The 25,799-nt window shown below is 70.5% G+C and carries 23 protein-coding genes; 17 read left to right on the top strand and 6 right to left on the bottom strand.

Annotated features, from left to right (window positions below; genetic code table 11):
- A partial coding sequence (locus CKO28_RS17530; RefSeq protein ID WP_437127639.1) for an ISAzo13-like element transposase-related protein occupies positions 1 to 215 on the top strand: 215 nt, incomplete at its 5' end.
- Positions 216 to 422: 207 nt separating this feature from the next.
- Here the strand turns inward: CKO28_RS17530 and CKO28_RS17525 are convergent.
- Positions 423 to 1,337 carry a branched-chain amino acid aminotransferase gene (locus CKO28_RS17525; RefSeq protein ID WP_200342105.1) on the bottom strand — a complete coding sequence of 305 codons (915 nt, stop codon included), beginning with the start codon at positions 1,335 to 1,337 and terminating at the stop codon, positions 423 to 425.
- A gap of 298 nt (positions 1,338 to 1,635) precedes the next feature.
- On the opposite strand from CKO28_RS17525, the gene CKO28_RS17520 reads away from it, so the two are divergent.
- The 13 genes from CKO28_RS17520 (at position 1,636) to CKO28_RS17460 (ending at position 12,479) form a co-directional block, all read left to right on the top strand.
- Positions 1,636 to 2,163 (top strand): MarR family winged helix-turn-helix transcriptional regulator, encoded by a 528-nt coding sequence (locus tag CKO28_RS17520; protein WP_200342104.1) that lies wholly within the window; start codon positions 1,636 to 1,638, stop codon positions 2,161 to 2,163.
- Between the two features lie 178 nt (positions 2,164 to 2,341).
- Complete coding sequence (locus CKO28_RS17515) at positions 2,342 to 3,025, top strand: response regulator (RefSeq protein WP_200342103.1); 684 nt, start codon at positions 2,342 to 2,344, stop codon at positions 3,023 to 3,025.
- 270 nt (positions 3,026 to 3,295) lie between these two features.
- Positions 3,296 to 3,436 (top strand): hypothetical protein, encoded by a 141-nt coding sequence (locus CKO28_RS17510; protein WP_200342102.1) that lies wholly within the window; start codon positions 3,296 to 3,298, stop codon positions 3,434 to 3,436.
- 52 nt (positions 3,437 to 3,488) lie between these two features.
- A complete protein-coding gene (locus CKO28_RS17505) occupies positions 3,489 to 4,007 on the top strand; it encodes an MOSC domain-containing protein (RefSeq protein ID WP_200342101.1) in 519 nt (172 codons plus the stop codon).
- Positions 4,008 to 4,452: 445 nt separating this feature from the next.
- Positions 4,453 to 4,881, top strand: coding sequence for a peptide-methionine (R)-S-oxide reductase MsrB (gene msrB / locus CKO28_RS17500; protein ID WP_200342100.1), 429 nt, complete (start codon positions 4,453 to 4,455; stop codon positions 4,879 to 4,881).
- Positions 4,882 to 4,888: 7 nt separating this feature from the next.
- The gene (locus CKO28_RS17495; protein WP_338050168.1) at positions 4,889 to 5,680 is read left to right on the top strand and encodes an SDR family oxidoreductase; all 792 of its coding nucleotides are present in this window, start codon (positions 4,889 to 4,891) and stop codon (positions 5,678 to 5,680) included.
- A gap of 69 nt (positions 5,681 to 5,749) precedes the next feature.
- On the top strand, positions 5,750 to 6,169 hold the full coding sequence (locus CKO28_RS17490; protein WP_200342099.1) for a dihydroneopterin aldolase: 420 nt from the start codon (positions 5,750 to 5,752) through the stop codon (positions 6,167 to 6,169).
- A 594-nt stretch (positions 6,170 to 6,763) separates the two neighbouring features.
- Positions 6,764 to 8,890, top strand: a complete 2,127-nt coding sequence (gene uvrC, locus CKO28_RS17485; protein WP_200342098.1) for an excinuclease ABC subunit UvrC — start codon at positions 6,764 to 6,766, stop codon at positions 8,888 to 8,890.
- Positions 8,891 to 9,167: 277 nt separating this feature from the next.
- The gene (gene pgsA / locus CKO28_RS17480; RefSeq protein ID WP_200342097.1) at positions 9,168 to 9,734 is read left to right on the top strand and encodes a CDP-diacylglycerol--glycerol-3-phosphate 3-phosphatidyltransferase; all 567 of its coding nucleotides are present in this window, start codon (positions 9,168 to 9,170) and stop codon (positions 9,732 to 9,734) included.
- Positions 9,735 to 9,893: 159 nt separating this feature from the next.
- Complete coding sequence (gene mobB / locus CKO28_RS17475) at positions 9,894 to 10,451, top strand: molybdopterin-guanine dinucleotide biosynthesis protein B (RefSeq protein WP_200342096.1); 558 nt, start codon at positions 9,894 to 9,896, stop codon at positions 10,449 to 10,451.
- A gap of 4 nt (positions 10,452 to 10,455) precedes the next feature.
- Positions 10,456 to 11,706: a molybdopterin molybdotransferase MoeA gene (moeA, locus tag CKO28_RS17470; protein ID WP_200342095.1), complete on the top strand. Its 1,251-nt coding sequence runs from the start codon at positions 10,456 to 10,458 to the stop codon at positions 11,704 to 11,706.
- 5 nt (positions 11,707 to 11,711) lie between these two features.
- Entirely contained in the window at positions 11,712 to 11,963 is a 252-nt protein-coding gene (moaD, locus tag CKO28_RS17465; RefSeq protein WP_200342094.1) for a molybdopterin converting factor subunit 1, read from the top strand.
- Between the two features lie 6 nt (positions 11,964 to 11,969).
- Positions 11,970 to 12,479, top strand: a complete 510-nt coding sequence (locus tag CKO28_RS17460) for a molybdenum cofactor biosynthesis protein MoaE (RefSeq protein WP_200342093.1) — start codon at positions 11,970 to 11,972, stop codon at positions 12,477 to 12,479.
- A 72-nt stretch (positions 12,480 to 12,551) separates the two neighbouring features.
- Here CKO28_RS17460 and CKO28_RS17455 read toward each other — a convergent pair whose 3' ends face one another.
- The 3 genes from CKO28_RS17455 to CKO28_RS17445 form a co-directional block, all read right to left on the bottom strand.
- Positions 12,552 to 13,022: a PAS domain-containing protein gene (locus CKO28_RS17455; RefSeq protein ID WP_200342092.1), complete on the bottom strand. Its 471-nt coding sequence runs from the start codon at positions 13,020 to 13,022 to the stop codon at positions 12,552 to 12,554.
- Positions 13,023 to 13,231: 209 nt separating this feature from the next.
- Positions 13,232 to 14,362, bottom strand: a complete 1,131-nt coding sequence (locus CKO28_RS17450) for an ABC transporter substrate-binding protein (protein WP_200342091.1) — start codon at positions 14,360 to 14,362, stop codon at positions 13,232 to 13,234.
- A gap of 181 nt (positions 14,363 to 14,543) precedes the next feature.
- Positions 14,544 to 16,292 (bottom strand): chloride channel protein, encoded by a 1,749-nt coding sequence (locus CKO28_RS17445; RefSeq protein ID WP_200342090.1) that lies wholly within the window; start codon positions 16,290 to 16,292, stop codon positions 14,544 to 14,546.
- A 154-nt stretch (positions 16,293 to 16,446) separates the two neighbouring features.
- Between CKO28_RS17445 and CKO28_RS17440 the strand changes: the two genes are divergently transcribed.
- Together CKO28_RS17440 and CKO28_RS17435 are read left to right on the top strand one after the other, a co-directional pair.
- The gene (locus CKO28_RS17440) at positions 16,447 to 16,836 is read left to right on the top strand and encodes a DUF2237 family protein (protein ID WP_200342089.1); all 390 of its coding nucleotides are present in this window, start codon (positions 16,447 to 16,449) and stop codon (positions 16,834 to 16,836) included.
- 296 nt (positions 16,837 to 17,132) lie between these two features.
- Positions 17,133 to 19,943 (top strand): PAS domain-containing protein, encoded by a 2,811-nt coding sequence (locus CKO28_RS17435; protein ID WP_200342088.1) that lies wholly within the window; start codon positions 17,133 to 17,135, stop codon positions 19,941 to 19,943.
- Positions 19,944 to 20,044: 101 nt separating this feature from the next.
- Here CKO28_RS17435 and CKO28_RS17430 read toward each other — a convergent pair whose 3' ends face one another.
- Together CKO28_RS17430 and CKO28_RS17425 are read right to left on the bottom strand one after the other, a co-directional pair.
- Complete coding sequence (locus CKO28_RS17430) at positions 20,045 to 22,666, bottom strand: methyl-accepting chemotaxis protein (RefSeq protein WP_200342087.1); 2,622 nt, start codon at positions 22,664 to 22,666, stop codon at positions 20,045 to 20,047.
- Positions 22,667 to 22,766: 100 nt separating this feature from the next.
- On the bottom strand, positions 22,767 to 23,156 hold the full coding sequence (locus tag CKO28_RS17425) for a type 1 periplasmic-binding domain-containing protein (protein ID WP_200342086.1): 390 nt from the start codon (positions 23,154 to 23,156) through the stop codon (positions 22,767 to 22,769).
- A 355-nt stretch (positions 23,157 to 23,511) separates the two neighbouring features.
- Here CKO28_RS17425 and scpA point away from each other — a divergent pair, with 355 nt between their 5' ends.
- On the top strand, positions 23,512 to 25,662 hold the full coding sequence (scpA, locus tag CKO28_RS17420) for a methylmalonyl-CoA mutase (protein WP_200342085.1): 2,151 nt from the start codon (positions 23,512 to 23,514) through the stop codon (positions 25,660 to 25,662).
- Positions 25,663 to 25,799 lie beyond the last annotated feature (137 nt).

Below are 25,799 nucleotides of genomic sequence, written 5' to 3'. Positions count from 1 at the left end.
TCAGCCATGAAGCGATCGTTCAGCTCATCAACGCGACCACGACGCGCACGGGCCTCGAGGTCAGCTGCACCATCGACGCCAACACCTATCCCAAAGGCATCAAGGTCTCCGACCGCACGATGAAACAACTCAACATCCAGCCGCATGACTTCCACGGCGAATGGAACTACACCATCCGTCCACGGCAGATTGATAGCGCTAAATGTAGCGGTTAATCGATATCAGCTCCTAAACTCAAAATCCCCTCGCCCTTGAGGGAGAGGGAGGGGCCCGCGGACCGCAGGTCCGTGGGAGGGTGAGACTCCTCGCCGTACGCCGGGGAGTCTCACCCTCACCTAGCCTCTCCCCTCGAGGGAGAGGGACCCGCCGCCGGCGGTCGGTTTCGCTCGGATATGTTCGGCAGCCGTTAGCCGCCCAACCCGCTACTCCGCCGCGCTGACGCTGGCGTGGGCGGTGCGGGTGTCGCGGCGCTGGACCAGGTCGTCGAACGCCTGCAGCAGGGTGCGCGTGGTGTCGCCGACGGTGAAGCTGTACGGACCGATCTCGCGCACCGGCGTGACCTCCACGGCCGTGCCGGTGATGAACACCTCGTCGGTCCGGGCCAGCTCGTCCGGCATGATCGCGCGCTCGTGGACCTTGTAGCCGTGCTGGTGGGCGAGCGCGATCACCGTGCGCCGGGTGATCCCGTCCAGGAAGCAGTCCGGCTCGGGGGTGTGCAGCTCGCCGTTCTGCACCAGGAAGATGTTGGCGCCGGTCGCCTCCGCGATCCGGCCGCGGTAGTCCAGCATCAGCGCGTCGTTGTAGCCGGCGGCTTCGGCCGTGTGCTTGGACAGGGTGCAGATCATGTACAACCCGGCCGCCTTGGATTTGACCGGGGCGGTGTCCGGAGCCGGGCGCTTCCAGTCGGAGATCTGCATGCGGATGCCTTCCAGCCGCGCCTCCGGCGAGAAGTACGCGGGCCACTGCCAGGCGGCGATCGCGACGTTGATCGAGTTCTTCTGCGCGCTCACCCCCATCATCTCGCTGCCGCGCCAGGCGACTGGGCGGACGTAGCCGTTCTCGATCCCGTTCGCCTCCAGCACCTGCTGGGCGGCATCGTTGATCTGCTGCACCGAATAGGGCACGTCGAAGCCCATGATGCGTGCCGACTCGTGCAGGCGCTGGTGGTGCTCGTCGCGCTTGAAGATTTCGCCGTTGTAGACGCGCTCCCCCTCGAACACGCAGCTGGCGTAGTGCAGACCGTGGGTGAGGACGTGCACTTGGCTGTCGCGCCAGTCGCGGAGCTGGCCGTTCATCCAGATGGCGCCGTCGCGGTCGTCGAAGGGGAGCATGGACATGGCTTTACGCGCTCTTTCTTGCTCGCTCGTGGTGTCGTTCGTGCGGGTCGCTCGTGCGGGTCGTCCCCCGCCCGCGCGGGACGGCGCGGCGCCCGGCTCGGCCGGGCCGTCTCGGATCCACGCGCCACCCGCGCGCGGGTGCTCTCGTCCGGCGGCCAGCCATCGCGCAAACGGCGACGCGTTTCAACCCCCGTAAGCCGCCTGGCGAGCAGTTTGTTACCCGGAGCCAGCAACGCCGAGATACAATCTGTCCACCAAACCTTGCATCCCGTAACATCGTTGTGCGATAAAAGTCAACATGGCTGACGTAAAAACCGGCTACAACCCGCTTTTCCTGCGCGAGGAGGAACTGCGGCAGGCGATGGAGCTGCTGTTCTTCGCCTACCGCGACTTCACCCGCGTGCCCGACCAGATCCTGGCCAAGCACGGCTTCGGCCGGGCGCACCACCGCGTGATCTACTTCGTCGGCCGGGAGCCGGGGATCACGGTCAGCGAGCTGCTGCGCCTGCTGCAGATCACCAAGCAGTCGCTGTCGCGGCTGCTGAGCCAGCTGGTGCGCGAGGGCTTCATCCAGCAGAGCCCGGGCGCCCAGGACCGCCGGCAGCGCCGGCTCGAGCTGACCGAACAGGGCCGCGCGCTGGAGCGCGAATTGAGCGAGAACCAGCGCCGGCTGATCGCGGCCGCCTACCGCGAGGCCGGGGCCGAGGCGGTCGAGGGCTTCCGCCGGGTGATGCTGGGCATGATCGAGGAGGGCGACCGCCGGCGCTTCGACCGCCGCGAAGGCCAGCCCGAGAGCGGCGCCGGCCCGCGCCGGCTTACGCGATGAGCGGGACGGGCCGGACCGCGGTGGCGATGCGCGAGGCGTGCGGCATCGGTCGTGCCCTCTCCTCCAGATGGGAGGAGAGGGCTAGGGAGAGCAGGCTCGCACGGCCTATCCCGGCGGCACCCGCCTTCCCTAGCCCCACCTCCCAGGCGGCGCCGGGGGACCCGTGGAGCGTGCTCGGATGAGCGAGACGGAGCCGCACATCCTGGTGGTCGACGACGACACCCGGCTGCGCGCGCTGCTGCAGCGGTACCTGAGCGAGCAGGGCTTCCGCGTGACCACCGCCGAGAGCGCGGCCGAGGCGCGGCGCAAGCTGGAAGCCCTGACCTTCGACCTGCTGGTGCTCGACATCATGATGCCGGGGGAAAGCGGGCTCGACCTGACCCAGGCGCTGCGCGCGGGCAGCCGGGTGCCGATCCTGCTCTTGACCGCGATGACCGAGACCGAGGACCGGATCGAGGGGCTGACCCGCGGGGCGGACGACTACCTGTCCAAGCCGTTCGAGCCGCGCGAACTGGTGCTGCGGATCAACGCCATCCTGCGCCGGGTGCCGCAGGCGCCGCCGGCGCCCAAGGAGCTCAGCTTCGGCGAGTTCACCTTCGACATGACCCGTGGCGAGCTGAAGCGCCGCGGCGGCGTGATCCGCCTGACCGAGGTGGAGACCGCGCTGCTCGCCGCGCTGGCGCGCCAGCCGGGCGAGGTGCTGTCGCGCGAGGACCTGCGCCAGGAGACCGCCGAGGCGTCGTCCGCCCGCACCGTCGACGTGCAGATGACCCGCCTGCGCCGGAAGATCGAGGACGACCCCAAGTACCCCCGCTTCCTGCGCACCGTGCGCGGCAGCGGCTACGTCCTGATGCCGGACTGACCGCCGGTTCCGGGCCGCGCGCGCAATAACCTTTCTTGTAAGCCCCTAAAAATCGACTCTTGATTTCGCACGAAGAGGCGGCAGACTAAGCCCCGTTCGCACGGCTCGGGCGGTTCAGCGCCCGGCGCCCGCGGACCGCCGTTCGGGCCCGCCCGCGGCGGCTCGATCGGTTCCGGCAGCCGGCCGGAATAAGATGCATGACCGCGCGTCACAACGCGGACGAAGCGACGGCCTTAGGGAAGTTACGGCCTAAGTCTGGGGAGGGCACGGATGCAGGACCCGATCGAGAAGCTGCAGGAAACGGAAGCGTTTCAGAAGCTCGACCAGAAGGTCGACTGGGCGCAGGTCACGCTGTTTTCCACGGTGGCTGTGCTGGTGGTGATCGCCGTGGCCAAGAACGTGGTGGCGTGACGGCCGCGCGCGCGACCCGCGCCGCGGCGAGCAGGGAGGCTGCCCGCACCCCGTGAGCGCGACGCTCGAACGGATTTTCGTCACCGGGGCCGCCGGCCGGGCGATGCAGGCGGTGGACCGCGTGCAGGCGGTCCCCGGCCGCGGCCTCGTTGGCGACCGGTACGCCGCCGGCCTGGGCCACTGGACCCCGAGCGGTGACGTCTGCCAGGTCACCATGATCGGCGCGGAGGCGCTGGAGGCGGCGGAGGCCAGGATCGGTCTCCCGCTCGCCAACGGCGAGCATCGGCGCAACCTGGTCGTGCGCGGGCTCGATCCGCACGAGCTGGGCGGCATGGTGATCCGGATCGGCGCGACCCGCCTGGTCTACGACCGCCCGCGCCCGCCCTGCGGCTACATCGCCAAGCTGACCGACAAGCGCATCTACAAGGCGCTGATGAAGCACGGCTTCGGCATCTGCCTGACCGTGCAGGACGGCGGCGAGTTGGCCGCGGGCATGGATGTGGAGATCGAGGGCCCGAACAAGGACCTGTTCTCCACCAGTTTCGAGCGGTTTTTGAAAGTCTTTCGCTAGAGCAAAATCGCAGCAAGCATAACCGGCTTTCTTCGTGAATCTTGCTCTATTTTTATGAAGAAAGGGCAAGAGTCAGCTGAACGGTGGCTTCACCTTTCAGCATCTTGCTCTAGGATTATGCCGGCATTACACGGTCGGGGAGGCTGGTGCCCCGGGAGTTCGGTCACCGGGTCCCCGCGTCCGCCTACATCGCGGTGAAGCTGCTCACCGCCCAAAGCACGACGACGAAGTACAGGCAGGTTCTCGCGACCATCACACCGATCCTCCTGACGCGGTGTTGCACCTGGGGACCAGTTTGGCGGTCAAACATTAACGAGCGCTTGCCCGGTTAACGCCCAACGAGCTGACCCGCCCGGAAAACCGCCGGTCTGCCCATTGGCGCGCGGGCGGCCGGGCCTACATACCGGGATAGCCGCCGAACAACAGCAATAACGGAGATGGGGACATGAGCGACACGTCCGAAGTCCAGCCCAACGCCGAGGGCAAGGTCGTCAGGTCCGACGCCGAGTGGAAGCGCGACCTGAGCGCGGAATCCTACCGCGTCGCCCGGCGCGCCGGCACCGAGCGGCCGTTCGCCAACGAATACCACGACTGCAAGCAGGCCGGCACCTACCGCTGCGTGTGCTGTGGGCAGCCCCTGTTCGACAGCGAGGCCAAGTACGACAGCGGCACCGGCTGGCCCAGCTTCACCCAGCCGCTGAGCGAGCAGGCGGTGCGCTACGAGACCGACCGCAAGCTGTTCACCAAGCGCACCGAGGTGCTGTGCAGCCGCTGCGACGGCCACCTGGGCCACGTGTTCGACGACGGCCCGGCCCCGACCGGCAAGCGCTACTGCATGAACTCCGCCGCGCTGAAGCTGGAACCGCGGGGCTAGTCGGCACGTGCCGGACACGACCCCGGGCACGACCTCGCACCCGACCGAGGACATTCCCCGCGTCGCCTTGGTGACGGGTGCGGCGAAACGGGTCGGCCGTGCGCTCGCCCTCAATCTGGCGCGCGACGGCTGGGACATCGCGGTGCATTACGGCGCCTCCCGCACCGAGGCGGAGCAGACGGCCGCCGAGATCGCGGCCGCGGGCGGCCGGGCGGTGACGCTGCAGGCCGACCTGATGGACGCGGGCGCGTGCGCCGCCCTGGTCGACCACGCGGCGAGCGCGCTCGGCCCGGTCGGGCTGCTGGTCAACAACGCCGCGGTGTTCGAGTACGACACGGCGCGCACGGCGACGCGCGAGAGCTGGGACCGGCACATCGAGACCAACCTGCGCGCGCCGTTCGTGCTGGCGCAGGGCCTGCAGCGCCAGGTCCCGGCGGGCCGGCAGGCGATGGTGGTCAACCTGCTGGACGGCTACGTCCTGCAGCCGGCCGCCGGGTTCGCCAGCTACCATCTGTCCAAGGTCGGGCTGTACAGCCTGACCCAGTCGATGGCCCTGCAGTTCGCCCCGGACGTGCGGGTGAACGCGGTCGGACCGGGTGCGCTGTTGCCCGACCACTACCGCGACCAGGCGGCGATCGACGCCGCGCACCGGGACACCCCGCTCAAGCGCGGCACCGATCCGGACGAGATCTACCGCACCCTGCGCTTCTTCCTGGACGCGCCGTCGGTCACAGGGCAGATGGTGGCGCTCGACGGCGGTCGGCACCTGGGCCCGTCGCGTCAGGGTGACGAACTGTAGCGCCGCCGCCGGCGGCCGATGCATTTCCCGTCTGGACCGCCGTGCGGCGAGCGGTTAGGGGAATAGGGTATGCCCGGAACGCCCCGCCACGACCATCCCGACACCAGCCAGGCCGACCCCGCGCGTACGGTACGCCGGCAGCGGATCTTCCTGCGCGACCTGACCGTCAGCGCCCATCTGGGCGTGAGCGAGCGCGAGCGCGCCCGCCCGCAGCGCCTGCGCATCAACGTCGAGGCGGAGGTGCGGGTGGTGCGCCCGCTGGACGACGATCCCCACCAGATCGTCGACTACCGCAAGCTGGTGCCCAACATCCGCAAGCTGATCGCCGACGGCCGGCCGCGCCTGCTGGAGACGCTGGCCGACGAGATCGCCGCGGCGACCTTCGCCGACGACGACGGGGTCGCGCTGGTCCGCGTGCGGATCGAGAAGCTCGACCGCTACTCCGACGCCGCCGGCATCGGCGTCGAGATCGAGCACGCCCGCGACTAGACTTTTTGAAGAGAGGGCAAGATGCTGAAAAGTGGTTCCACCTTTCAGCATCTTGCCCTAAGTCCTGTCGATCCTCGCACGCTGCCCGGCGCGGCAGGCCGGGGTCGGCGCCGGCCGGGGCGCCGCACCCGCCGACCGGCCACGCGCGCCTACCCGATCGGATAGGTGTGACGACCGCCAGGGGGCGTTTTCGGGCGCCGCCGCCCAGGTGGTTGTGCACACGGGCAAGTCGTCGCAGTTAACCCGCCGTTAACCGTCACCTGGACGCGTCCGGTTGCCGGGCCCGCGGAAGCGTTCGTTTTGAACATTATTGTTTTTCAATGACTTGGAAGGTTTGCCGAATTTTTGGGCAATCCGAAGCGACTCCTGGATTTCCGGCGCGCTTGGACCTTTCCCAGGGACCTGCCCACAAGCTTATCCACAGCTGTCGTGGAACACCTCCGCCATCGCCGAAACGCCCTTATAATCTGTTCGGTTACGACCGGCGGTTACGGCTGGCGGTTACGGCGGCGGTCGGCGAAATCCGGGTCGGTCGCGCACGACCGGCCGGCCGCTCGTTGACGCGCTCCCCCGATAGGCGACATCTAGCTCACCATGGCACAGGCACGCGGCACCCGACGCACCAAGGACCCCTCCGCCGGCGGCAAGCGCTCGGCGATGCGGGCGGAGGAGGACCCGGGCGACAGCTTCACCCAGGTCGCCGCCCTCGACGGCGCGGCGGCGGACCGGGACGGCCAGCCGGTCGGCGCCGCCGACGGGGCTGCGCTGTCGATGGAGCGCGGCGTCGGCGTGCTCAAGCAGGCGATCAAGACGCTGCCCGGCCATCCGGGCGTCTACCGCATGCTGAACCGCAAGGGGGAGGCGCTCTACGTCGGCAAGGCGCGCAACCTGAAGCGCCGGGTGACCAGCTACACCCAGCTGTCCCGGCTGCCCTACCGGCTGCAGCGGATGGTGGCGGAGACCGCCAGCCTGGAGATCGTCACCACCCGCACCGAGGTCGAGGCGCTGCTGCTGGAGAGCAACCTCGTCAAGCGGCTGATGCCGCGCTACAATGTGCAGCTGCGCGACGACAAGTCGTTCCCTTACATCCTCTTGACCGGCGACCACGACTTCGCCCGGATCAAGAAGCACCGCGGCCAGCACAGCCGTCCGGGCGACTACTTCGGCCCGTTCGCCAGCGCCGGGGCGGTCAACCGGACGATCACCGCGCTGGAGAAGGCGTTCCTGCTGCGCTCCTGCTCCGACAGCGTGTTCCACCAGCGCTCGCGCCCCTGCCTGATGTACCACATCAAGCGCTGCTCGGCCCCGTGCGTCGGCTACATTAGCCAGGACGACTACGCCCAGCTGGTGAAGCAGGCGCGCGACTTCCTGTCCGGGCGCTCGCACGACATCCAGGAGGAGCTGGGCCGGGAGATGCAGGCCGCGAGCGAGCAGCTCGACTTCGAGACGGCGGCGCTCTACCGCGACCGGCTGCGCGCGCTCGCCCACATCCAGTCGCACCAGGACATCAACGTCGAGGGCGTCACCGACGCCGACGTGTTCGCCCTGCACACCGAGGGCGGGGTGACCTGCATCCAGGTGTTCTTCTTCCGCTCCGGCCGGAACTACGGCAACCGCGCCTACTTCCCGACCCACGACGACCAGCTGACCAGTTCGGAGGTGCTGGCCTCGTTCATCGCGCAGTTCTACGACAACAAGCCGGTGCCCAAGCTGCTGCTGGCCTCCGAGACCCCGGACGACCGCCAGCTGCTGGCCGACGCGCTCACCGAGCGGGCGGGCGGCAAGGTGCACATCCACGTCCCGCAGCGCGGCGACAAGCGCAACCTGGTCGAGCACGCGCTCACCAACGCGCGCGAGGCGCTCGCCCGCCACCTGTCGGAGGGGCGCAACCAGCGCAAGCTGCTGGAGGGGCTGGCCGACAAGCTGGGCCTGGAGGCCGCGCCGGAGCGGATCGAGGTCTACGACAACTCCCACATCCGCGGCTCCGAGCCGTACGGCGCGATGATCGTCGCCGGCGCCGAGGGTTTCCGGAAGAACCAGTACCGCAAGTTCAAGATCCGCGGCACCCGCAAGCCGGGCCAAGGGGCGAACGAGAAGGCGGGCGGGATCGACCAGGCCCACGGCGGGGCGACCGGCGCCAACGGCGCGGCCGAATCCGGCGGAGACGAGGCGGGCGCGCAGCCGGGCGACGACTACGCCATGATGCGCGAGGTCCTGACCCGGCGCTTCCAGCGCGCGCAGAAGGAGGACCCGGACAACGACCAGGGCTCCTGGCCGGACCTGGTGCTGGTCGACGGCGGCCGCGGCCAGCTCAACGTCGCGCTGGAGGTGTTCGCGGACCTGGGCGTCAGCGAGGTGCCGATCGCCAGCGTCGCCAAGGGCCCCGACCGCGACGCCGGGCGGGAACGGATCTTCCTGCCGGATCAGCAGCCGATCCTGCTGCCCAAGGACGACCAGGTGCTGTACTTCATCCAGCGCCTGCGCGACGAGGCGCACCGCTTCGCGATCGGCGCCCACCGCACGGGCCGCGGCAAGGAACGCCTGCGCTCCTCGCTGGACGAGATCCCCGGCGTCGGCCCCACGCGCAAGAAGGCGCTGCTGCTGCACTTCGGCTCGGTCAAGGCGATCGGCCGCGCCCACCTGGCCGACCTGGAGGCGGTCGACGGGATCTCGAAGACGGTGGCGCGCAAGGTCTACGACCACTTCAACGCGGCCGGGTAGGGCGCGCGCGGCGGGGGGTGACGTCTGCACCGGGTACCAAGGCCGAGGTAAATCTGTCGCCGCAGATCGTCCCAGTTGCGGTATTCGCCGCCGGTAAAGCCATCACGCTTTTGCAGGCGCTGTGCACCGCCCGGCCGCGGCACCGGGCTTTCGCCCAGCCGTCGGTTAGCTTAGGGTTCGCGCGCGTGCCGGAGCCGGCGGCGACCTCAGCGCCGATCGGCCGGCCGCGCGCGGCGTGCGGCCGCGCCCCAACTCGCGGACCCGAGGCGACACGGCGATGCTGCTGACCCTGCCGAACCTGCTGACGCTCTCGCGCATCCTGATCGTGCCAGTGCTGGTGGCGCTCTTGTTCTACCAGGGTCCGGCAGCGAGCTGGACCGCGCTTGCGGTGTTCCTGGCGGCCTCGGTCACCGATTGGGCGGACGGCTACTTCGCCCGGCAGTACAAGACGGTGACGCCGCTCGGCCGGTTCCTCGACCCGATCGCCGACAAGTTCCTGGTCGCCGCGGTGATGATCATGCTGGTCGCCAGCGACCGCGTGACCGGGCTGCCGGTCGCGGCCGTGCTGCTGATCCTGTGCCGGGAGCTGCTGGTCTCCGGGCTGCGCGAGTATCTGGCGGAACTGCGGGTGGGCATGCCGGTCTCTCAGCTTGCCAAGTGGAAGACGACCGCCCAGATGATCGCCTTGTCGGTGTTGATCGTGGGCGACGCCGGCCCGGCGTGGGCGCATCTGCAGCTGATCGGCGAGCTGGTCCTGTGGGTCGCGCTCGCGCTCACCCTGATCACCGGCTGGGACTACATGAAGCGCGGCCTGCAGCACATGATGGCCCAGCCCGAGCGCTGAAGCCCCGAGCGCTGACGGCTCGCGGGTTAACGCCCGTGCGTGAACGCCCGGGGGCTCAGCCGGGCGCTCGCGCGGAGCGGCTTGGCGGGGCCGTTCTCGCGGGCGTAGGCTGGCCCGGACGGGTCGACGCGGGCGCCAGGACGAAAACGGCAAGCGAGCATGACCACCCCACCGATCGCCTTCGGCCTCGCCGGCTGGAGCGGCAGCGGCAAGACCACCCTGGTGCGCCAGCTGATCCCGGCGCTGGTTGCGCGCGGCGTGCGGGTATCGACGATCAAGCACGCGCACCACGACTTCGACATCGACCAGCCGGGCAAGGATTCCTACGAGCACCGCGCGGCCGGCGCCGGCGAGGTGCTGGTGTCGAGTGCCCGGCGCTGGGCGCTGATGCACGAGCACCGCGGCGCGCCCGAGCCGACGCTGGACGAATTGATCGCCAAGCTCGGCCCGTGCGATCTGGTGCTGGTCGAAGGCTTCAAGGGCGAGACCCATCCCAAGCTGGAGGTGTACCGCCCCGATGCGGGCAAGCCGCGGCTGGCGGGCGAGGTGCCGGGCGTGGTCGCCGTCGCGAGCGACGCGCCGCTGGCAGCCGTCGGCCCGTCGGGCGCCCACCTGCCGAGCCTCGACCTGAACGACGTCGCGGGGATCGCCGCGTTCATCCTGGACTACACCGGCTTGGCGCCGGCGCGCGGCGGACGGGCCGGACAGGGAGGCTGACGCCATGGCCCAGCTGAGCGACGACTGCTTCGCCCACGGCGACCGGCTGATGCGGGTCGAGGAGGCGCTGGCCCAGATCCGGCAGCGGATCACCGCGGTCGCCGAGCCGGAGACGGTCGGGCTGCACGATGCCCTGGGCCGCGTGCTGCTGGAGGACGTGGTGTCCGCGATCGACGTGCCGCAGCAGGGCAATTCGGCGGTCGACGGCTACGCGGTGTTCTTCGACGACCTGAACCCGGAGGCGGAAACCACCCTGCCGGTGGCCGGCCGGGTCGCGGCCGGCCACGCGCTCGACCGTCCGGCCCGCCGCGGCGAGGCGATCCGCATCTTCACCGGCGCGCCGATGCCGGACGGCCCGGATACCGTGATGATGCAGGAGGACTGCCAAGAGACCGACGGCCGGGTCGCGATCAAGCCCGGCATCGCCCGCGGCGCCAACCAGCGCGCGGCCGGGGAGGACGTGGCCGCCGGATCGACCGTGCTGCACGCCGGCCAGCGGCTGCGCCCGCCGGACCTCGGCCAGGCCGCGGCGGTCGGCCGCAACACGCTGCGCGTGGCCCGGCCGCTCGAGGTCGGCGTGGTCTCGACCGGCGACGAGCTGTGCGAGCCGGGGGGGCCGCTCGCGCCCGGCGGCATCTACGATTCCAACCGCTTCACGGTGCACGGCCTGCTGCGCCAGCTGGGCTGCCGGGTGCACGACCTGGGCATTCTGCCGGACGACCGCGCCGCCGTGACCGACGCGCTGGCGGACGCCGCCGAGCGGCTCGACCTGGTGGTCACCAGCGGCGGCGTCTCGGTCGGCGAAGAGGATCACGTCAAGCAGGCGGTCGCGGCGCTGGGCCGGCTGCATACCTGGCGGCTGGCGATCAAGCCGGGCCGGCCGATCGCGCTCGGCCAGCTGGGGCGGGTTCCGTTCGTCGGGCTGCCGGGCAACCCGGTCGCGGTGGTGGTGACCTTCGTCACCATCGTCCGCCCGCTCATCCTGCGGATGCTGGGCGGCCGGGCGGCGCGGCCCCACCTGTTCAAGGTGAAGGCCGGCTTCGACCACAAGAAGAAGCGCGCGCGCCGGGAGTGGGTGCGCGCCCGCCTGGTGGCGCACGACGGCGACCTGCGGGTCGACAAGTATCCGAGCCAGGGGGCGGGCGTGCTGTCGTCGATCGTCGAGTCCGACGGGCTGGTCGAGCTGCCGGAAGACATGACCCAGCTGGAGGCCGGCACCCTGGTCGACTTCCTGCCGTTCAGCGAGGTGGCGTAGCCGTCATGCAGATCCTCTACTTCGCCTGGCTGAAGACCCACACCGGCACCGGCCAGGAAACGGTCGACCCCCCGGAGCAGGTGCGCGACGTCGCCGGCCTGCTGGATTGGCTCGCCGGCCGCTCGGAAGCGCACGCCAAGGCGCTGCGGGACCGCCAGGCGGTGCGCGTCGCCGTCAACCAGGAGTACGCGCGCCCAAGCGATCCTGTGCAGCCGGGCGACGAGGTCGCCCTGTTCCCCCCGGTCACCGGAGGTTAGGCCGCGATGATCCGCGTGCAGCGCGAGGACTTCGAGATCGGCGCCGAGCTGGACGCCCTGACCCGCGACAACCCGGGCGTGGGCGGCCTGTGCTCGTTCGTCGGGTTGGTGCGCGACCTGCATCCGGACGCGCGCACGCCCGACAGCGAAAGCGGGGAAGGCCGGGTGCACGGCGAAGTCCGGGCGATGACGCTGGAGCACTATCCCGGCATGACCGAGAAGATGCTGCGGCGGATCGACGCCGAGGCGCACCGCCGCTGGCCGCTGGAGGCCTCGCTGGTGATCCACCGCTACGGGCGGATGGAGCCCGGCGAGCGCATCGTCCTGGTCGCCACCGCGAGCGCCCACCGCCAGGCCGCGTTCGAGAGCTGCCAGTTCCTGATCGACTGGCTGAAGACCAAGGCGCCGTTCTGGAAGCTGGAGGAAACGCCCGACGGCGGCTGCTGGGTCGACGCCCGGGTCGGCGACGATGCGGCCGCGGCGCGCTGGGGCCGCGACGACTGGGCGGCGGAGTAGGGCGGGGATCTAACTGCTTGAAGAGAGAGCAAGATTCAGCTGAAAGGTGGCTCCACCGTGCAGCATCTTGCTCTAGCTCATCGCCCGGTTGAGGACGACACGCGCGAGCAGCAGGCCGGTGACGGTGGCGCCGTCGTCGGACAGCGGCAGAACCAGGCGGGCGTAGGTGTGGCGCCGGGCGCCGTCCTGGCGGACGTCCTCGCGATAGGCCGGACGCCGGGTCTCGCAGGCCGCGTCGAACGCCGCCTGGACGATTTCCCGCTGCCCGGCGTCGGGATGCTCGGACAGCGGTTTGCCGGTCAGGTCGCAGGCGTCCTGCGCGGCCAGGCGCGTGCCCATCAGACGGTACCGGTAGCGCGCCGCGCCGCTTGCGCCCGGAACGACGTCGATCAGCGCCAGCCGTCCCAGCATCTGACGGAAGTCGGCGGGCTCGATGTCGTGACGCGCCGGGGCGAAACGGGTCCCGCACAGCTTGCGCCAAACGCGGAGGGTCTCGACCAGACGGTGGTCGCGGATGTCGTGTTCCAACGTTGCGGTGCCCATCGTGATGTCCCGACAGCGCCACTTTGGACGCGCGCAAAAGGTTGCTGGCAATTCAACCTATCAGAACGGTATGACAAAATAACCAAAAATAACGTGTGCTTCCCTTGCGCAGTCGGAATATTGCGCAAGCAAGCATCCGAGCTACACGTATTAAATGAGTAGTTTTTGTCGCCTTGCACCAACGGCGACCTGTTGGACGACGCGTTCGCTTAGTCGCCCGCTGGCTTGCCCGCCGGCTCGCGCCCTGCCTCGCCCTCTGTGTCGCCGGCATCGTCGGACAGCCACTGGCGGAACCGCCGCTGGCGAAGGTCGACCGTCTGTGCGTACCAGGTGTGATCCCGGGGGATCGCGGTTTCCATGTGCCGCTCGGCGGTCGGCAGGTAGGGGCGCATCGGCACGCCGGCCGTGACGTGCAGGCCGACCCGGCGCTGCGCCGACTTTCGCGCCGGGCCGTAGGAGATCCGGTTCGCCTGGTCGGCCAGGCGCGCGGTCCGGGTGGCGAAGCCGATGAACCGCCGGGCGAGGTCGCCGTCGTCGGCGCCCTTGGGGATCGCCCAGGCGTTGTAGTCCAGCAGCTGGCCGTCCCAGATCACCGAGATCGGTGCGCCCTCGACCGCGCGGGCGTGGAAGAACCGCCCGTTGTAGCCGCTCGCCATCGCGACCTTGCCTTGTTTCAGCAGGTCGACCGGCTCCTGGCCGCCCTGCCACCAGACCAGCTCGTCGCGGATCTCCTCCAGCTTGGCGAGCGCGAGGTCGAAGCCGCGCTGGGTGGAGAGGAGTTCGTAGAGCTGCTGGCGCGGCACGCCGTAGGCCATCAGCGCCCATTCGAACAGCGCCACTGGCGCCTTGCGCAGGGCGCGCTTGCCGGGGAAGCGCTCGGTATTGAAGAAGTCCTCGACCCGCCGGGGCTTCTCGCCCGGAAAGGCGCGGTTGTCGTAGGCGATCACGGTGGAGAACACCAGCTGGGTGATCGAGCAGGGCCGGATCGCCACCTCGATGAAGTCCGCCCGCGCGGGCGTCCCGTCGGGCGCCGGTTCCAGGATCGCCGGGTCGATCTTCTCCAGCAGCCCCGCGTCGCAGGCGCGCACCGCGTCCGCCCGGATCAGGTCGATCACGTCCCAGCGCGTCTCGCCGTCCGCCAGGTGATCGCGCAGCGCCTGTAGGCTGCCGTCGTAGCGCACCGTCTCGACCTCGACCCCGGTCAGCGCCTCGAACGGCTCGAAGTAGGCCGCCCGCTGGCTTTGCTCGTAGGTCCCGCCCCAGGTGACCACGGTCAGCGTCCGGTCCTGCTCGGCGCGGGCGGGTGCTGTTAGCAGGAGCAAGGCGGCGGCGAGTAGCAATCGGCCTCGCCAGCGGGTTCCCTCTCCCTTGAGGGGAGAGGGCCAGGGTGAGGGTGGGACGCCTCGGCGGACAGCGGGGAGTCCCACCCTCACCCTCCCACGTGCCTTCGGCACGCGGGCCCTTCCCTCTCCCCTCAAGGGAGAGGGGATCGAAGCCACCTTGCAGATCCGGAACACCGCCTTAAGCCGCTTCATTCTCTTCCGTCCGGAGTTCGTTGGTGGCGTCGAGGTAGGCGCGGATCACCGCCTCCTCGGGCACGACGCCGAGGAAGCGGCCGTCGGTATCGACCAGTGGCACCGCCTCGCCCAGATAGCCGGGCAGGGCCTGGATCGCCGCCCAAACGCTGGTGTCGGGGTCGAAGATCACCGGCGTGCGTTCGGCCAGGTCACCGACCGGCCGGTCGCCCGCGACGCTGGTGGCGTCCTGCAGCTGGACCGTGCCGCGGTAGCGGCCGTCGGCGTCCACGACCGCGGCCTCCGCCCGGTCCGTGCGGGCGAGTTCGGCCAGCAGCTCGCGCACGCTGGCGGACGGCGGCAGCACGGTGGCGGCCCGGCTCAGGTAGTCGATCACCCGCCGGCTCTCCAGGATCGCCTTGTCGCGGCCGAGCGACAGGTCGAAGCCGCGCGCCTTCAGCTGCGCGTCGAACAGCGACCGGCCGAAGATCCGATAGGCCACCAGGTTGGAGAACACCACCGCCACCATCGCCGCGATCGTCAGATCGTAGTTCCGGGTCAGTTCGAACACGATCAGGATGGTCGTCAAGGGCGCGCCGATCACCGGGCTGGTCACCGCCATCATGCCGCGGATCGCGTAGACCACCACGCCGCTGCTCTCGATCGGCAGCGGGACCAGCGGCACCAGCGTGCCGCACAGCGCGCCGAACAGGATGCCGATCAAAAGCGCGGGCGAGAACACCCCGCCGACGAACCCGAACGCCACGCACAGCACGGTCGCCGCCAGCTTGGCCGCCACCAGCAGCGCCAGTTCGCCCGGCTGGAACGCACCGTCGATCGTGGCGAAGCGCAGCGTTTCCTGCCCCACGCCCAGCACCTCCGGCACCTGCAGCGCGAACAGCCCGAGCGCCAGGCCCGCCGCCATCGGCCGCAGCGGCTGCGGCAGCGGCGTGCGCGCGGCCTGCCGGCCGGCCCACAGGACCAGCGCCATGAACGCGCAGGCGAGCAGGGCGCTCGCGATGCCGACCGCCGCGAACAGGGCGAACTCGTAGGCATGCGGCACGCCCTCGAAACTGACCAGGAACAGGGCCGGCCGGTCGAAGATCACGTTGGCGAACACGTAGCCGGTCGCGGACGCCACCGTCACCGGCGCGAAGGCGCGCAGCGAATAGTGCCGCAGGATCACCTCGTGGGCGAACACCAGTCCCGCGATCGGGGCGTTGAAGGCGGTCGAGATCGCCGCCGCCACCCCGCAGGCGAGCGCCACCGGCTGCAGGTTGCGCACGCCCAGCTTCAGGCGCGCGGCCAGGTTGCCCAGCATCGCGCCCATGTGCACCAGCGGCCCGTACTGCCCAACCGATGCGCCGGCGCCGAGCGAGACCAGCGCGGCGGCGGTCGAGGCCAGGCCGCTTTTCAGCGACGGCGGCCGGGTGCGGGTCTGCACCGCATAGATCGTGTCGGGCGGGGCGAGGCCGCGGCGCTCGGCCACGCCGTAGCGCACCAGCAGGCCGACCAGCAGCCCGCCCAGCCCGGGCACCAGCACGGTTGCGGCGGTGACCAGGCCCGGCTGGGTCTCGTACTGGATCCGGGCATAGGGGGAGATCAGCAGCAGGTCGTTCAGCGCGGTCAGGGCCTCGACGAACCCGATGGCGGCGAGCGAAGCGCCGGTGCCGACCGCGACCCCGACCAGCGACAGCACCAGGATGCGGTAGACCGCCGTCTGGCTCAGCCGGTCAGGGATCGGGACGGCCGGCATGCGCGGGCTACTCGCGTCGGTGGTCGGGACGACGGCGGGGGGCAACCGTAAACCGTTGACGCGGGCGCTGGCGAGTGGCGCGTTGACGCCGCCGCTTTCGACCCCGATCCTCGATGCCCAGACACCGTTGCCCCGGATCCGCGGAGTTGCCCAGATGCCCGACGACGGCACGCCCACCAGACCGGAGGCCAAGAACATCCTGGGCGGCGCGCTCCAGACCTGTTCGACCGATCCGATGACCGGCTTTCTGCGCGACGGCTGCTGCACGCCGCATCCGATGGATCACGGAAACCATTCGGTGTGCGCGGTGGTCACCGAGGAGTTCCTGGCGTTCACCGCCAAGCAGGGCAATGACCTGGCGACGCCGCGGCCCGAGTTTGGCTTCGACGGGCTGAAGCCGGGCGACCGCTGGTGCCTGTGCGCCGGCCGCTGGCTGGAGGCGATGCAGGCCGGCGTGGCCCCGCCGATCGTGCCGGAAGCGACGAGCGACCGCGCGCTGGAGGTGGTGGCGCAGGCGACGTTGATGCAGTACGCGCGCCAGTAACGCCGCCGCGTGGATCGGCGGGTCGACGGGACCCGTGCAAGGGGCCGTCCCGGCCGCCCGCTGCGTCGGCCGTGGCGCCAGCGAAGGTCGAGGCAGCAGCCGCGGGACGCGTCGCCCCCAAGTTGCCAGCCGGCGGCAGTGCGATGTTTTGATCGCGAAAACCCGTCGAGACGACGGTACTATTCGATCCCGGTTAAACGTATTTTACCTTTTGCCGTGCCACGCTCGGCGCTCCTGGTGTCGCACCGGGCAGGGCGCCCGGGCGCGGGTTGGCGGAACGGAAGGAAGTGTCTGGAATGCCGCAGGTGGCCCGATGCGCGGGACAGGCCCCCATAGCGATCTCGCGCCGGCTCGCGGCGGCCGTCGAGGTGGTCGATGCCTTTCCTGGCTCGACGGCCGTGGTCGACCCGAACGGTGTGATCGTCGCCGTCAACGCGGTCTGGGAGCGGTTCGGACGCGATAACGGCCGCGGCGCGGGCGAGGCTGGCGACGTCGGCCGCAACTACCTGGAATACGCCGCCATCGAGCGCCCGGAGGGCGCGGGGGAGGGGCGCCGTGTAACCGACGGCATCCGCGCCGTCCTGACCGGCACGCGGGAGCGTTTCGAACACACGTATCCCTGCCATGGGCGGGATGTGGAGCGCTGGTTCCGCTGCGACGTGCGGGCGCTCAACGGGGACGCCGGCGTCGCCGGCGCGGTGGTCACCCACATCGACATCACCCATGAAGTCGCAAGCGCCGTGCATAGCGACGTCCGGTTGCATCAGCTGGCCGAGGTCGCCGAGGGGATCGGCGCTTACTGGTGGGACTGGCGGATCGACGAAGACCTAATGGCGTTTTCCCCGGCGCTGGCGAGGCGGCTGGGGCCGCCCGGCGCGTCGCTCTCCAGCCGGACGTTCATGCGGCGGTGCGTGGACCCCCGCGATCACGGGGTCACAGCCAGCCTGCTGGATCGGCTGCGCGCGGGCGAGCTCGACACGTTCGATCACGAGTTCCGGCTGCTCGCCGTCGACGGGCCGCAGTGGGTGCACAGCCGCGGGCAGGTTGCGCGCACGCCGACCGGCCGCGCCAAGCGTGTCGTCGGGATCACGCTGGATATCAGCGAACGCCACGCGCTGAGCGACGAACTCGCGCGCGAGCGGGCGGACAGCCGTAAGATGGCATTGGTTGCCGAGCGCACCGACAATGGCGTGATCATCACCGATCCCGATGGTCGGATCGACTGGGTCAACGCCGGTTTCGAGCGGCTGAGCGGCTATCTCCTGGCGGACCTGACCGGCTGGTGTCTGGGTGACGTGCTGCAGGGCGAGGCGACCGATCCCGACACGCGCGCGCGCCTGGCGAAGGCGATCGCCGACCGGCAGCCGATCAAGCTGGAGATCGTGAACTACCACAAGAGCGGTCGGCCCTATTGGGTGGAGATCGACCAGCAGCCGGTGTTCGACGCCGCGGGCGTGCTGGCGCAGTTCATCACGCTCCAGCGCGACATCACCGAAACCAAGCGGGACGCCGGCTTGCACGCGGTCCGCGAGGTCGGGCTGCGGCACACCCTGGACGGCCACGACCTGAGCCAGACCCTGCCGGACGTGGTCTCGGCGCTGGAGCCGGCCTTCATCGACGCCCACCTGGCCGTGCTGATCGCCGCGCCCGACGGCGACGCCCTGCACTGCCTGGCGGGCCCCAGCCTGCCGGACTCGGTGCGGACCCGGCTTGACCGGGTGCCGGTGGGAAAAACGGGCGGCCTGCTCGGCCTGGCCGGTCGGGGGCAGCGCGCCTGCGCGGCCGACCTGACGGCGGACCCGTACTGGTCGGCCGCGGCCGCCAACGGGCCGGCGGACGGCCTGGTGGACTGCTGGGCGGAGCCGATGATCGGCTTCGACGGCCGGCAGCAGGGCGTGATGGCGCTGTTCTTCAGCCGCCGCACCAAGGTCGAGGCAAGCACCATCGCCTTTGTCGAGCGGGCGGCCCACGCGCTGGGCAACCTGATCGAACGCGACGACCGGGAGACCGCGCTGCGCCGCAGCGAACGGCATTTCCGCGCGCTCGCGGAGGCGCTGCCGGTGTTCGTCAGCTACATCGACCGGAACCTGCGGTTCGGCTACACCAACGCCAGTCACGACGCGTTCCTGGGCGTGCCGCGCGGATCGCTGCAGGGCAAGCCGATGCGCAGCGCGTTCAGTGCCGAGACCTGGCCGACCGTCGCCGGTCAGGCCGCGCAGGCGCTGGCCGGCGAGCGCGTCAGCACCACGACCGCCCGCGTCTACTGGGACGGCCGGCAGCGGCAGATGAAGGTGACCTACATCCCCGATGCCGGCGACAACGGCGCGGTCGCCGGCTTTTACTGCGTGGTCGAGGACATCAGCGAGTTCCATCGCCGGGAGGCCGAATTGCACCGCGCCAAGGAGCAGGCGCAGGCGTCCAGCGCCGCCAAGTCCGCGTTCCTGGCCAACATGAGCCACGAACTGCGCACTCCGCTGAATGCGGTGATCGGCTATTCCGACATGCTGCGCGCGGAGCTGCTGGGGCCGATCGGCAACGAAACCTACAAGGGCTACATCGACGACATCCACGCCAGCGGCAAATACCTGCTGAACCTGATCGAGGACGTGCTCGACCTGTCCAAGCTGGACGCCGGGGCGCGCGCGCTGGCGCAGGAGCAGGTCCCGGTCGAGTCAACCGTGCGAGAGGCACTGGTCGTGCTGGGCCTGGCCGACGATCCGCGGGTGCGCGTCGAGGTCGGGCCGGAGGTCGCGGCACGCGGCGACGCGCTGGCGCTCAAGCAGGTGCTGGTCAACCTGATCGCCAACGCCGCCAAGTACGCCCCGGGCGCGGCGATCCGGATCGCGGGCTGGCGCGACGGCGGCGCCTGCATCGTCGAGGTCGCCGACGCCGGCCCCGGGATCGCTCCGGAGCAGGTGCCCCGGATCACCGAGCCGTTCTACACCGTCGACCAGGGGTCCTGGGTCGCCTCCGATAGCGGCGGCGGCACCGGGATCGGGCTGGCCCTGGTCAAGCGGCTGGTCGAGGAGATGGGCGGGCGCATGGGGATCGACAGCGTGGTTGGCCAGGGCACCACCGTCACTCTGCGCATGCGCACGCTGCTGTAAGGGCGCTCGGGCGCAATCGCGGCCCGGAAACGTAAAGCGCCGGGGAAACGCGAAACGGCGGGCCGATGGCCCGCCGTTCCCGCACAGACGTCTGGGTCTTTTTAGGCCGCCCGGACGTGGCCGAGGAAGCGGTCGACCTCCGCGGTCAGGCTGCCGGAGACCTCGCCCAGCTCGCCCGCGGATTGCACCATCTGGTTGGCGGCCTCGCCGGTCTCGCCGGCGGCCTCGCTGACCCCGGCGATGTTGCGGGTGACCTCCTCCGTGCCGGTCGCGGCCTTCTGCGCGTTCGCCGCGATCTCGCGGGTCGCCGCCGACTGCTGCTCGACCGCCGCGGCGATCGTCCCGGCGATCTCGTTGATTTCCTCGATGGTCTCGACGATCTCGCCGATCGCGGTCACGGTATTGCCGGTGACCTCCTGCATGCTCTCGATCTGGTTCGAGATTTCCTCGGTCGCCTTGGAGGTCTGGGTCGCCAGCTGCTTGACCTCCTGGGCCACCACGGCGAAGCCCTTGCCCGCCTCGCCGGCGCGCGCGGCCTCGATCGTGGCGTTCAGCGCCAGCAGGTTGGTCTGCTCGGCGATGTCCCGGATCAGGTCGACGACGTCGCCGATCTTCTGCGCCGCCGCCTGCAGCCCGCGGACCGTCTCGTCGGTGCGCTTGGCCCGGTCGGCGGCCTTCACGGCGACGTCGTTCGACTGGCTGACCTGACGGCTGACCTCGGCGATCGAGCCGGCCAGTTCCTCGGCCGCGCTGGCGACCGTCTGCACGTTCGCGGAGGCGGTGTCGGTCGCGTCGGTCGCGCTGGTCGACTGGCGGCTGGTCTGCTCCGCCGTCGCGGCCATCCGCTGGGCGGTCGTGTGCAGGCTCTCCGCCGACTGCGAGACCTGCGCGACCACGCCGCTCACGGATTCCTCGAAGTTGCGGGCCAGTTCCAGCATCGCCTCGCGGCGCTCGCGTTCGCCCTGCTCACGCGCCTCCTCGGCGCGCCTGTTGGCGGCTTCCGCCTCGGCCAGGCCGTCGCGGAAGACCAGCAGGGCCGAGGCCATCTGCGCGATCTCGTCGCGCCCGCCGGTATCGATCCGGGCGTCGAGCTGCCCGTCCGCCACCGCCTTGGTGGACGCGGTCAGGCCCGCCAGCCGCCGGCCGACGTTGCGGCCGACGTAGAGCCAGGCGACCAGTCCGGCGATCAGCACGCTGGCGGCGGAGATTCCGCCCAGCCAGCCCTTGCCCTGCAGGAACGCGGCGTCGACGCTCGCGGTGCCGGCGTCGAGGCGCTGGCGGGCGGCGTCGACCAGTCCGCCGACGTCCGCGGCCAGCGCCTGGGTCAGGCTGCGCGTATCCGCCAGGGTCGTGGCGGCCAGCTGCTGCGCCTCCAACAGGCGCACGCGCAGATCGAACACGTTGTCGCTGCCCTCACCGAACTGGATCAGCCCGGCGACGGCCGCGGCGACCTCCGGCGCGGCCTCGGCACCGCCCAGGTCGGCCAGCTTGTCGCGCAGCTTGCCGACGTCGGCCACATACTCCTCGCGCAGGGGTTGGATGCGCTCGATCGCGTCCACGTTGGCGGCGGTCGCCAGCAGGCCCGCGGCGTGGTTGGCCAGCGACTGGATCTCCAGATTGGCGCGCAGGGCGGCCATCTCGGTGTTCATCAACTGGCTGATCCGGTCGCCGTTCTGCTCGGCCAGCCGGTCGACCTCCTCGACCAGCCGGGCGCTGGTCGCGTCGATGATCGGGGCCAGCGCGTCGAGCAGCTGCTGGTGCATCGATCCGGCACTGTCGAAGCGCTTCTCGACCTCGCGCGCCGCGCCCGGCTCGCCTTCCAGCTCCGCGCGCCGGGCCGCCATCACGCTGCCGTCGCCGCTGGCGTAGGATACCAGCATCTGGGCCGGCATGCGCACGCGGTTGCCGTCGTTGTCGTCCGGCACGCTGGCGAGCGCCGCCTCGATCCGGGAGATCGGCTCCTCGGCGTTCATCTCCAGGGCGCCCAGCCGGGCCGCGATGTCGACGTTGCCGGCCTCGGTCAGGATCGCCATGACGCTGTTGGCGTCGGCGCGCAGCGACAGCAGGTCGCGCAGCTTGCCGACCCCGCGCACCAGCACCTGGTTCATCGCCTCGGCGCTGCTGGCGCTGGCGTCCTCGGTGCCCAGGATCAGTTCGAAATTGGCGTCATCGATGCGCGGCACCACGACGTCCAGCAGCCCGGTGTGCGCGGCGCGCACTTCGGCGACCTGGGTGTCCAGGGCGGCTTCCGCGGCCAGCTGGGTGCCGACCGCGGTGTCCAGCTCGGTCAGCTTGCCGCGCACCTGCTCGGCCTTGGCGCGGATGCGCCCGACCTCCGCGCCCGCCGCGCCGCCGTCGCCCAGGCGCCCGATCAGCGCGTCCAGGCGCTGGCTGCGCTGTTCCAGCGCGGCGTTCGTCTGCGCCCGTTCGTCCGCGCTTTCCGCGGCGGCCAGCGCCGGCGCGGCGGCCGACAGCGACGCGCTCTCGGCGGCCAGTTCGAGCGCCGCCGTCATCGCCGGGACATCCTGGCGCATCATATCGTGAAAGGTCGTCTGCACGTTGCCGTACGACACCCAGGCGACCGCGCCGGCCACCAGGGTCAGCGCCGCCACGCCGCCGAAGGCCACGTACAGGCGGGTCTTGATGCTGCCGCCGCCCTTGCTGCTGCCGCCACGTTCGGTCGTCGTGTGCGCGGCAGTCCCGTTCTTCTGGTTCCAGATCATCGCCGTCCCGCTTCCCCTATTCCCGACATCGCATTGATCCTCGGGCACCGATAAAACAAGCGGCGGCCGGTCCCGAGGGAAACCGGCCGCCGCGGTCGCGTTAACTGCCGCTTTCGCTTAGCCGGTCGACCGCCTTGAACGCGCCGTCGGCGGTGATCTGGGTCAGGAACACCTGGTCCATGCCCTGGGTATCGTCGGGGCCGAAGGTCAGCTTGACCCCGCCGAAGTCGAGTGTGCCGGTCCGCCGCACCGCGTCCAGCAGCGCCTGGCGGGTCGGCGCGCCGGCGATCTGCTCGAGGGCGGCCACGGCCAGCCGGCCGGCGCGCATGCCGGTGCCGAGCGCGGCCGCCGGCCCTTCGAAGGCCGCCGACTGGCGGAACACGATCTTGTCGGCCGTGACGCCCGGTTCGGCCGCCGCGGGGCCTGCGAGCAGCCCGAGCGCGGCCGCCGCCAGCGCGCCAATTCCCGGTGTGCGAAGGCGTGACTTCATGCCCGTCTCTTCCATGACCGTCCTGGTTGTAACGACGCGCGTGCGCGCCTGGGCGTGTGGCCGGCTGCGCACGCGGGGGAGAAGGCTAGGCGACCTCCCTTAACAAGTGCATAAAGGGTTAGGTTAAATGCCGCGCGTGCACGACGACGCCGAGCAGCGCTCGCGGCTGCCCGCCGGTTCGGCGGGTCGCCGGTGGGTTTCGCCCCGGTCCTTCAAGAATGGACCCACGCCGGCGGCCGCTCGGCCGAACGCCCGAGCCGCGCCGGCCGCCCGGATGGACGCCCGCCGCCTTGCCCCGCTATAGTCTGCCGCGGCGCACAACCTGCGAGACCAAGCGGACAGGAGCGAGAGGCCCGTGGCGGATTTTCCCAAGCGCACGCGCGACGACTGGGCCCAGCTGGCAGCCAAGGAGCTGAAGGGCGCCGATCCCGACCAGCTGACCTGGCGCACGCCCGAGGGCATCGACGTCAAGCCGCTGTACACCGCCGACGACCTGACCGGTGTCGACCACTTGGGCGCGATGCCGGGCTATGCGCCGTTCACCCGCGGCCCGCGCGCGACCATGTACACCAACCGGCCGTGGACGCTGCGCCAGTACGCCGGCTTCTCCACGGCGGAGGAGTCCAACGCGTTCTACCGCAAGGCGCTCGCCAACGGGCAGATGGGCCTGTCGGTCGCCTTCGACCTCGCCACCCACCGCGGCTACGACAGCGACCATCCGCGGGTCACCGGCGACGTCGGCAAGGCCGGCGTGGCGATCGACTCGGTCGAGGACATGAAGATCCTGTTCGACCAGGTGCCGCTCGACAAGATGAGCGTGTCGATGACCATGAACGGCGCGGTGCTGCCGGTGCTGGCCGGCTACATCGTCGCCGCCGAGGAACAGGGGGTCGCCCAGGACCAGCTGTCGGGGACCATCCAGAACGACATCCTCAAGGAGTTCATGGTCCGCAACACCTACATCTACCCGCCCGCCCCCTCGATGCGGATCGTCGCGGACATCATCGACTACACCTCCAAGCACATGCCGAAGTACAACTCGATCTCGATCTCCGGCTACCACATGCAGGAGGCCGGGGCGACGGCGGTGCAGGAGCTGGCGTTCACGCTCGCCGACGGGCTGGAATACGTGCGCACCGCCCGGGCCCGCGGGCTCGACGTCGACGAGTTCGCGCCGCGCCTGTCGTTCTTCTTCGCGATCGGCATGAACTTCTTCATGGAGGTCGCCAAGCTGCGCGCCGCGCGCACCCTGTGGGCGCGGCTGATGGGTCAGTTCGAGCCCAACGACCCGAAGTCGCTGGCGCTGCGCACCCACTGCCAGACCTCCGGCGTCTCGCTGGCCGAACAGGACGCCTACAACAACGTCGTGCGCACCTCCTTCGAGGCGCTGGCGGCCGTCCTCGGCGGCACCCAGAGCCTGCACACCAACGCGCTGGACGAGGCGCTCAGCCTGCCCACCGACCACTCCGCCCGGATCGCGCGCAACACCCAGCTGATCCTGCAGCACGAGACCGGCGTGACCGCCACCGTCGACCCGCTGGCCGGCAGCTACTACGTCGAAAGCCTGACCCAGGAGCTGGTCGACAAGGCGCAGGAGCTGATCGACGAGGTCGAGAGCCAAGGCGGCATGACCAAGGCCGTCGAGGCCGGCATGCCCAAGATGCGGATCGAGGAATCCGCCGCCCGCCGGCAGGCCCGGATCGACCGCGGCGAGGACGTGATCGTCGGCGTCAACAAGTACCGCCCCGAGGATCCGGAGGACATCGAGGTCCGCGACATCGACAACACCAAGGTGCTGAACGACCAGACCAGGAAGCTGGAAAAGCTGCGCGCCGAACGCGACGACGCCCAGGTGACCGCGGCGCTGAACGCGCTCACCGACGGCGCGCGCGACGGCACGTCCAACCTGCTGGCGCTGGCGATCGAGGCGATGCGCGCGCGCGCCACCGTGGGCGAGGTGTCGGACGCGCTGGAGGTCGTGTTCACCCGCCACCGCGCGGTCACCCGCTCGATCTCCGGCGTCTACGGCCAGGCCTACGCCGGCGACGACGCGTTCGAGAAGATCAAGCAGGAGGTCGCCCGGTTCGCCGACGAGGAGGGCCGGCGGCCGCGCATGCTGGTGGTCAAGATGGGCCAGGACGGCCACGACCGGGGCGCCAAGGTGATCGCCACCGCGTTCGCCGACATCGGCTTCGACGTCGACGTCGGCCCGCTGTTCCAGACCCCGCAGGAAGCCGCCCAGCAGGCGATCGAGAACGACGTCCACGTGGTCGGCATCTCCTCCCAGGCGGCCGGGCACAAGACGCTCGTCCCGGGCCTGATGGAAGAGCTGAAGAAGCAGGGCGCCGACGACATCGCGGTCGTCTGCGGCGGCGTGATCCCGCCGCAGGACTACGACTTCCTGATGTCCCACGGCGTCTCCGCGATCTACGGCCCCGGCACCAACATCCCCGCCGCCGCCCAGCAGATCATGGACATCGTCCGCCGCCGGCGCGCGGCGGCGTAGGGCAGGTCGCGTCCGGCGCAACGGTCTCTGACTTGGGGGCACCCCGCATCGGCGGGTCCCTCTCCCCCGAGGGGAGAGGACAGGTGCGGGTGGGACTCCCCGGCGTTGCGCCGCGGAGTCCCACCCGCACCCTCCCC

Source organism: Rhodovibrio sodomensis, assembly GCF_016583645.1.
GTDB lineage: Bacteria > Pseudomonadota > Alphaproteobacteria > Kiloniellales > Rhodovibrionaceae > Rhodovibrio > Rhodovibrio sodomensis.
This window is presented reverse-complemented; position numbering and strand designations above follow the sequence as displayed.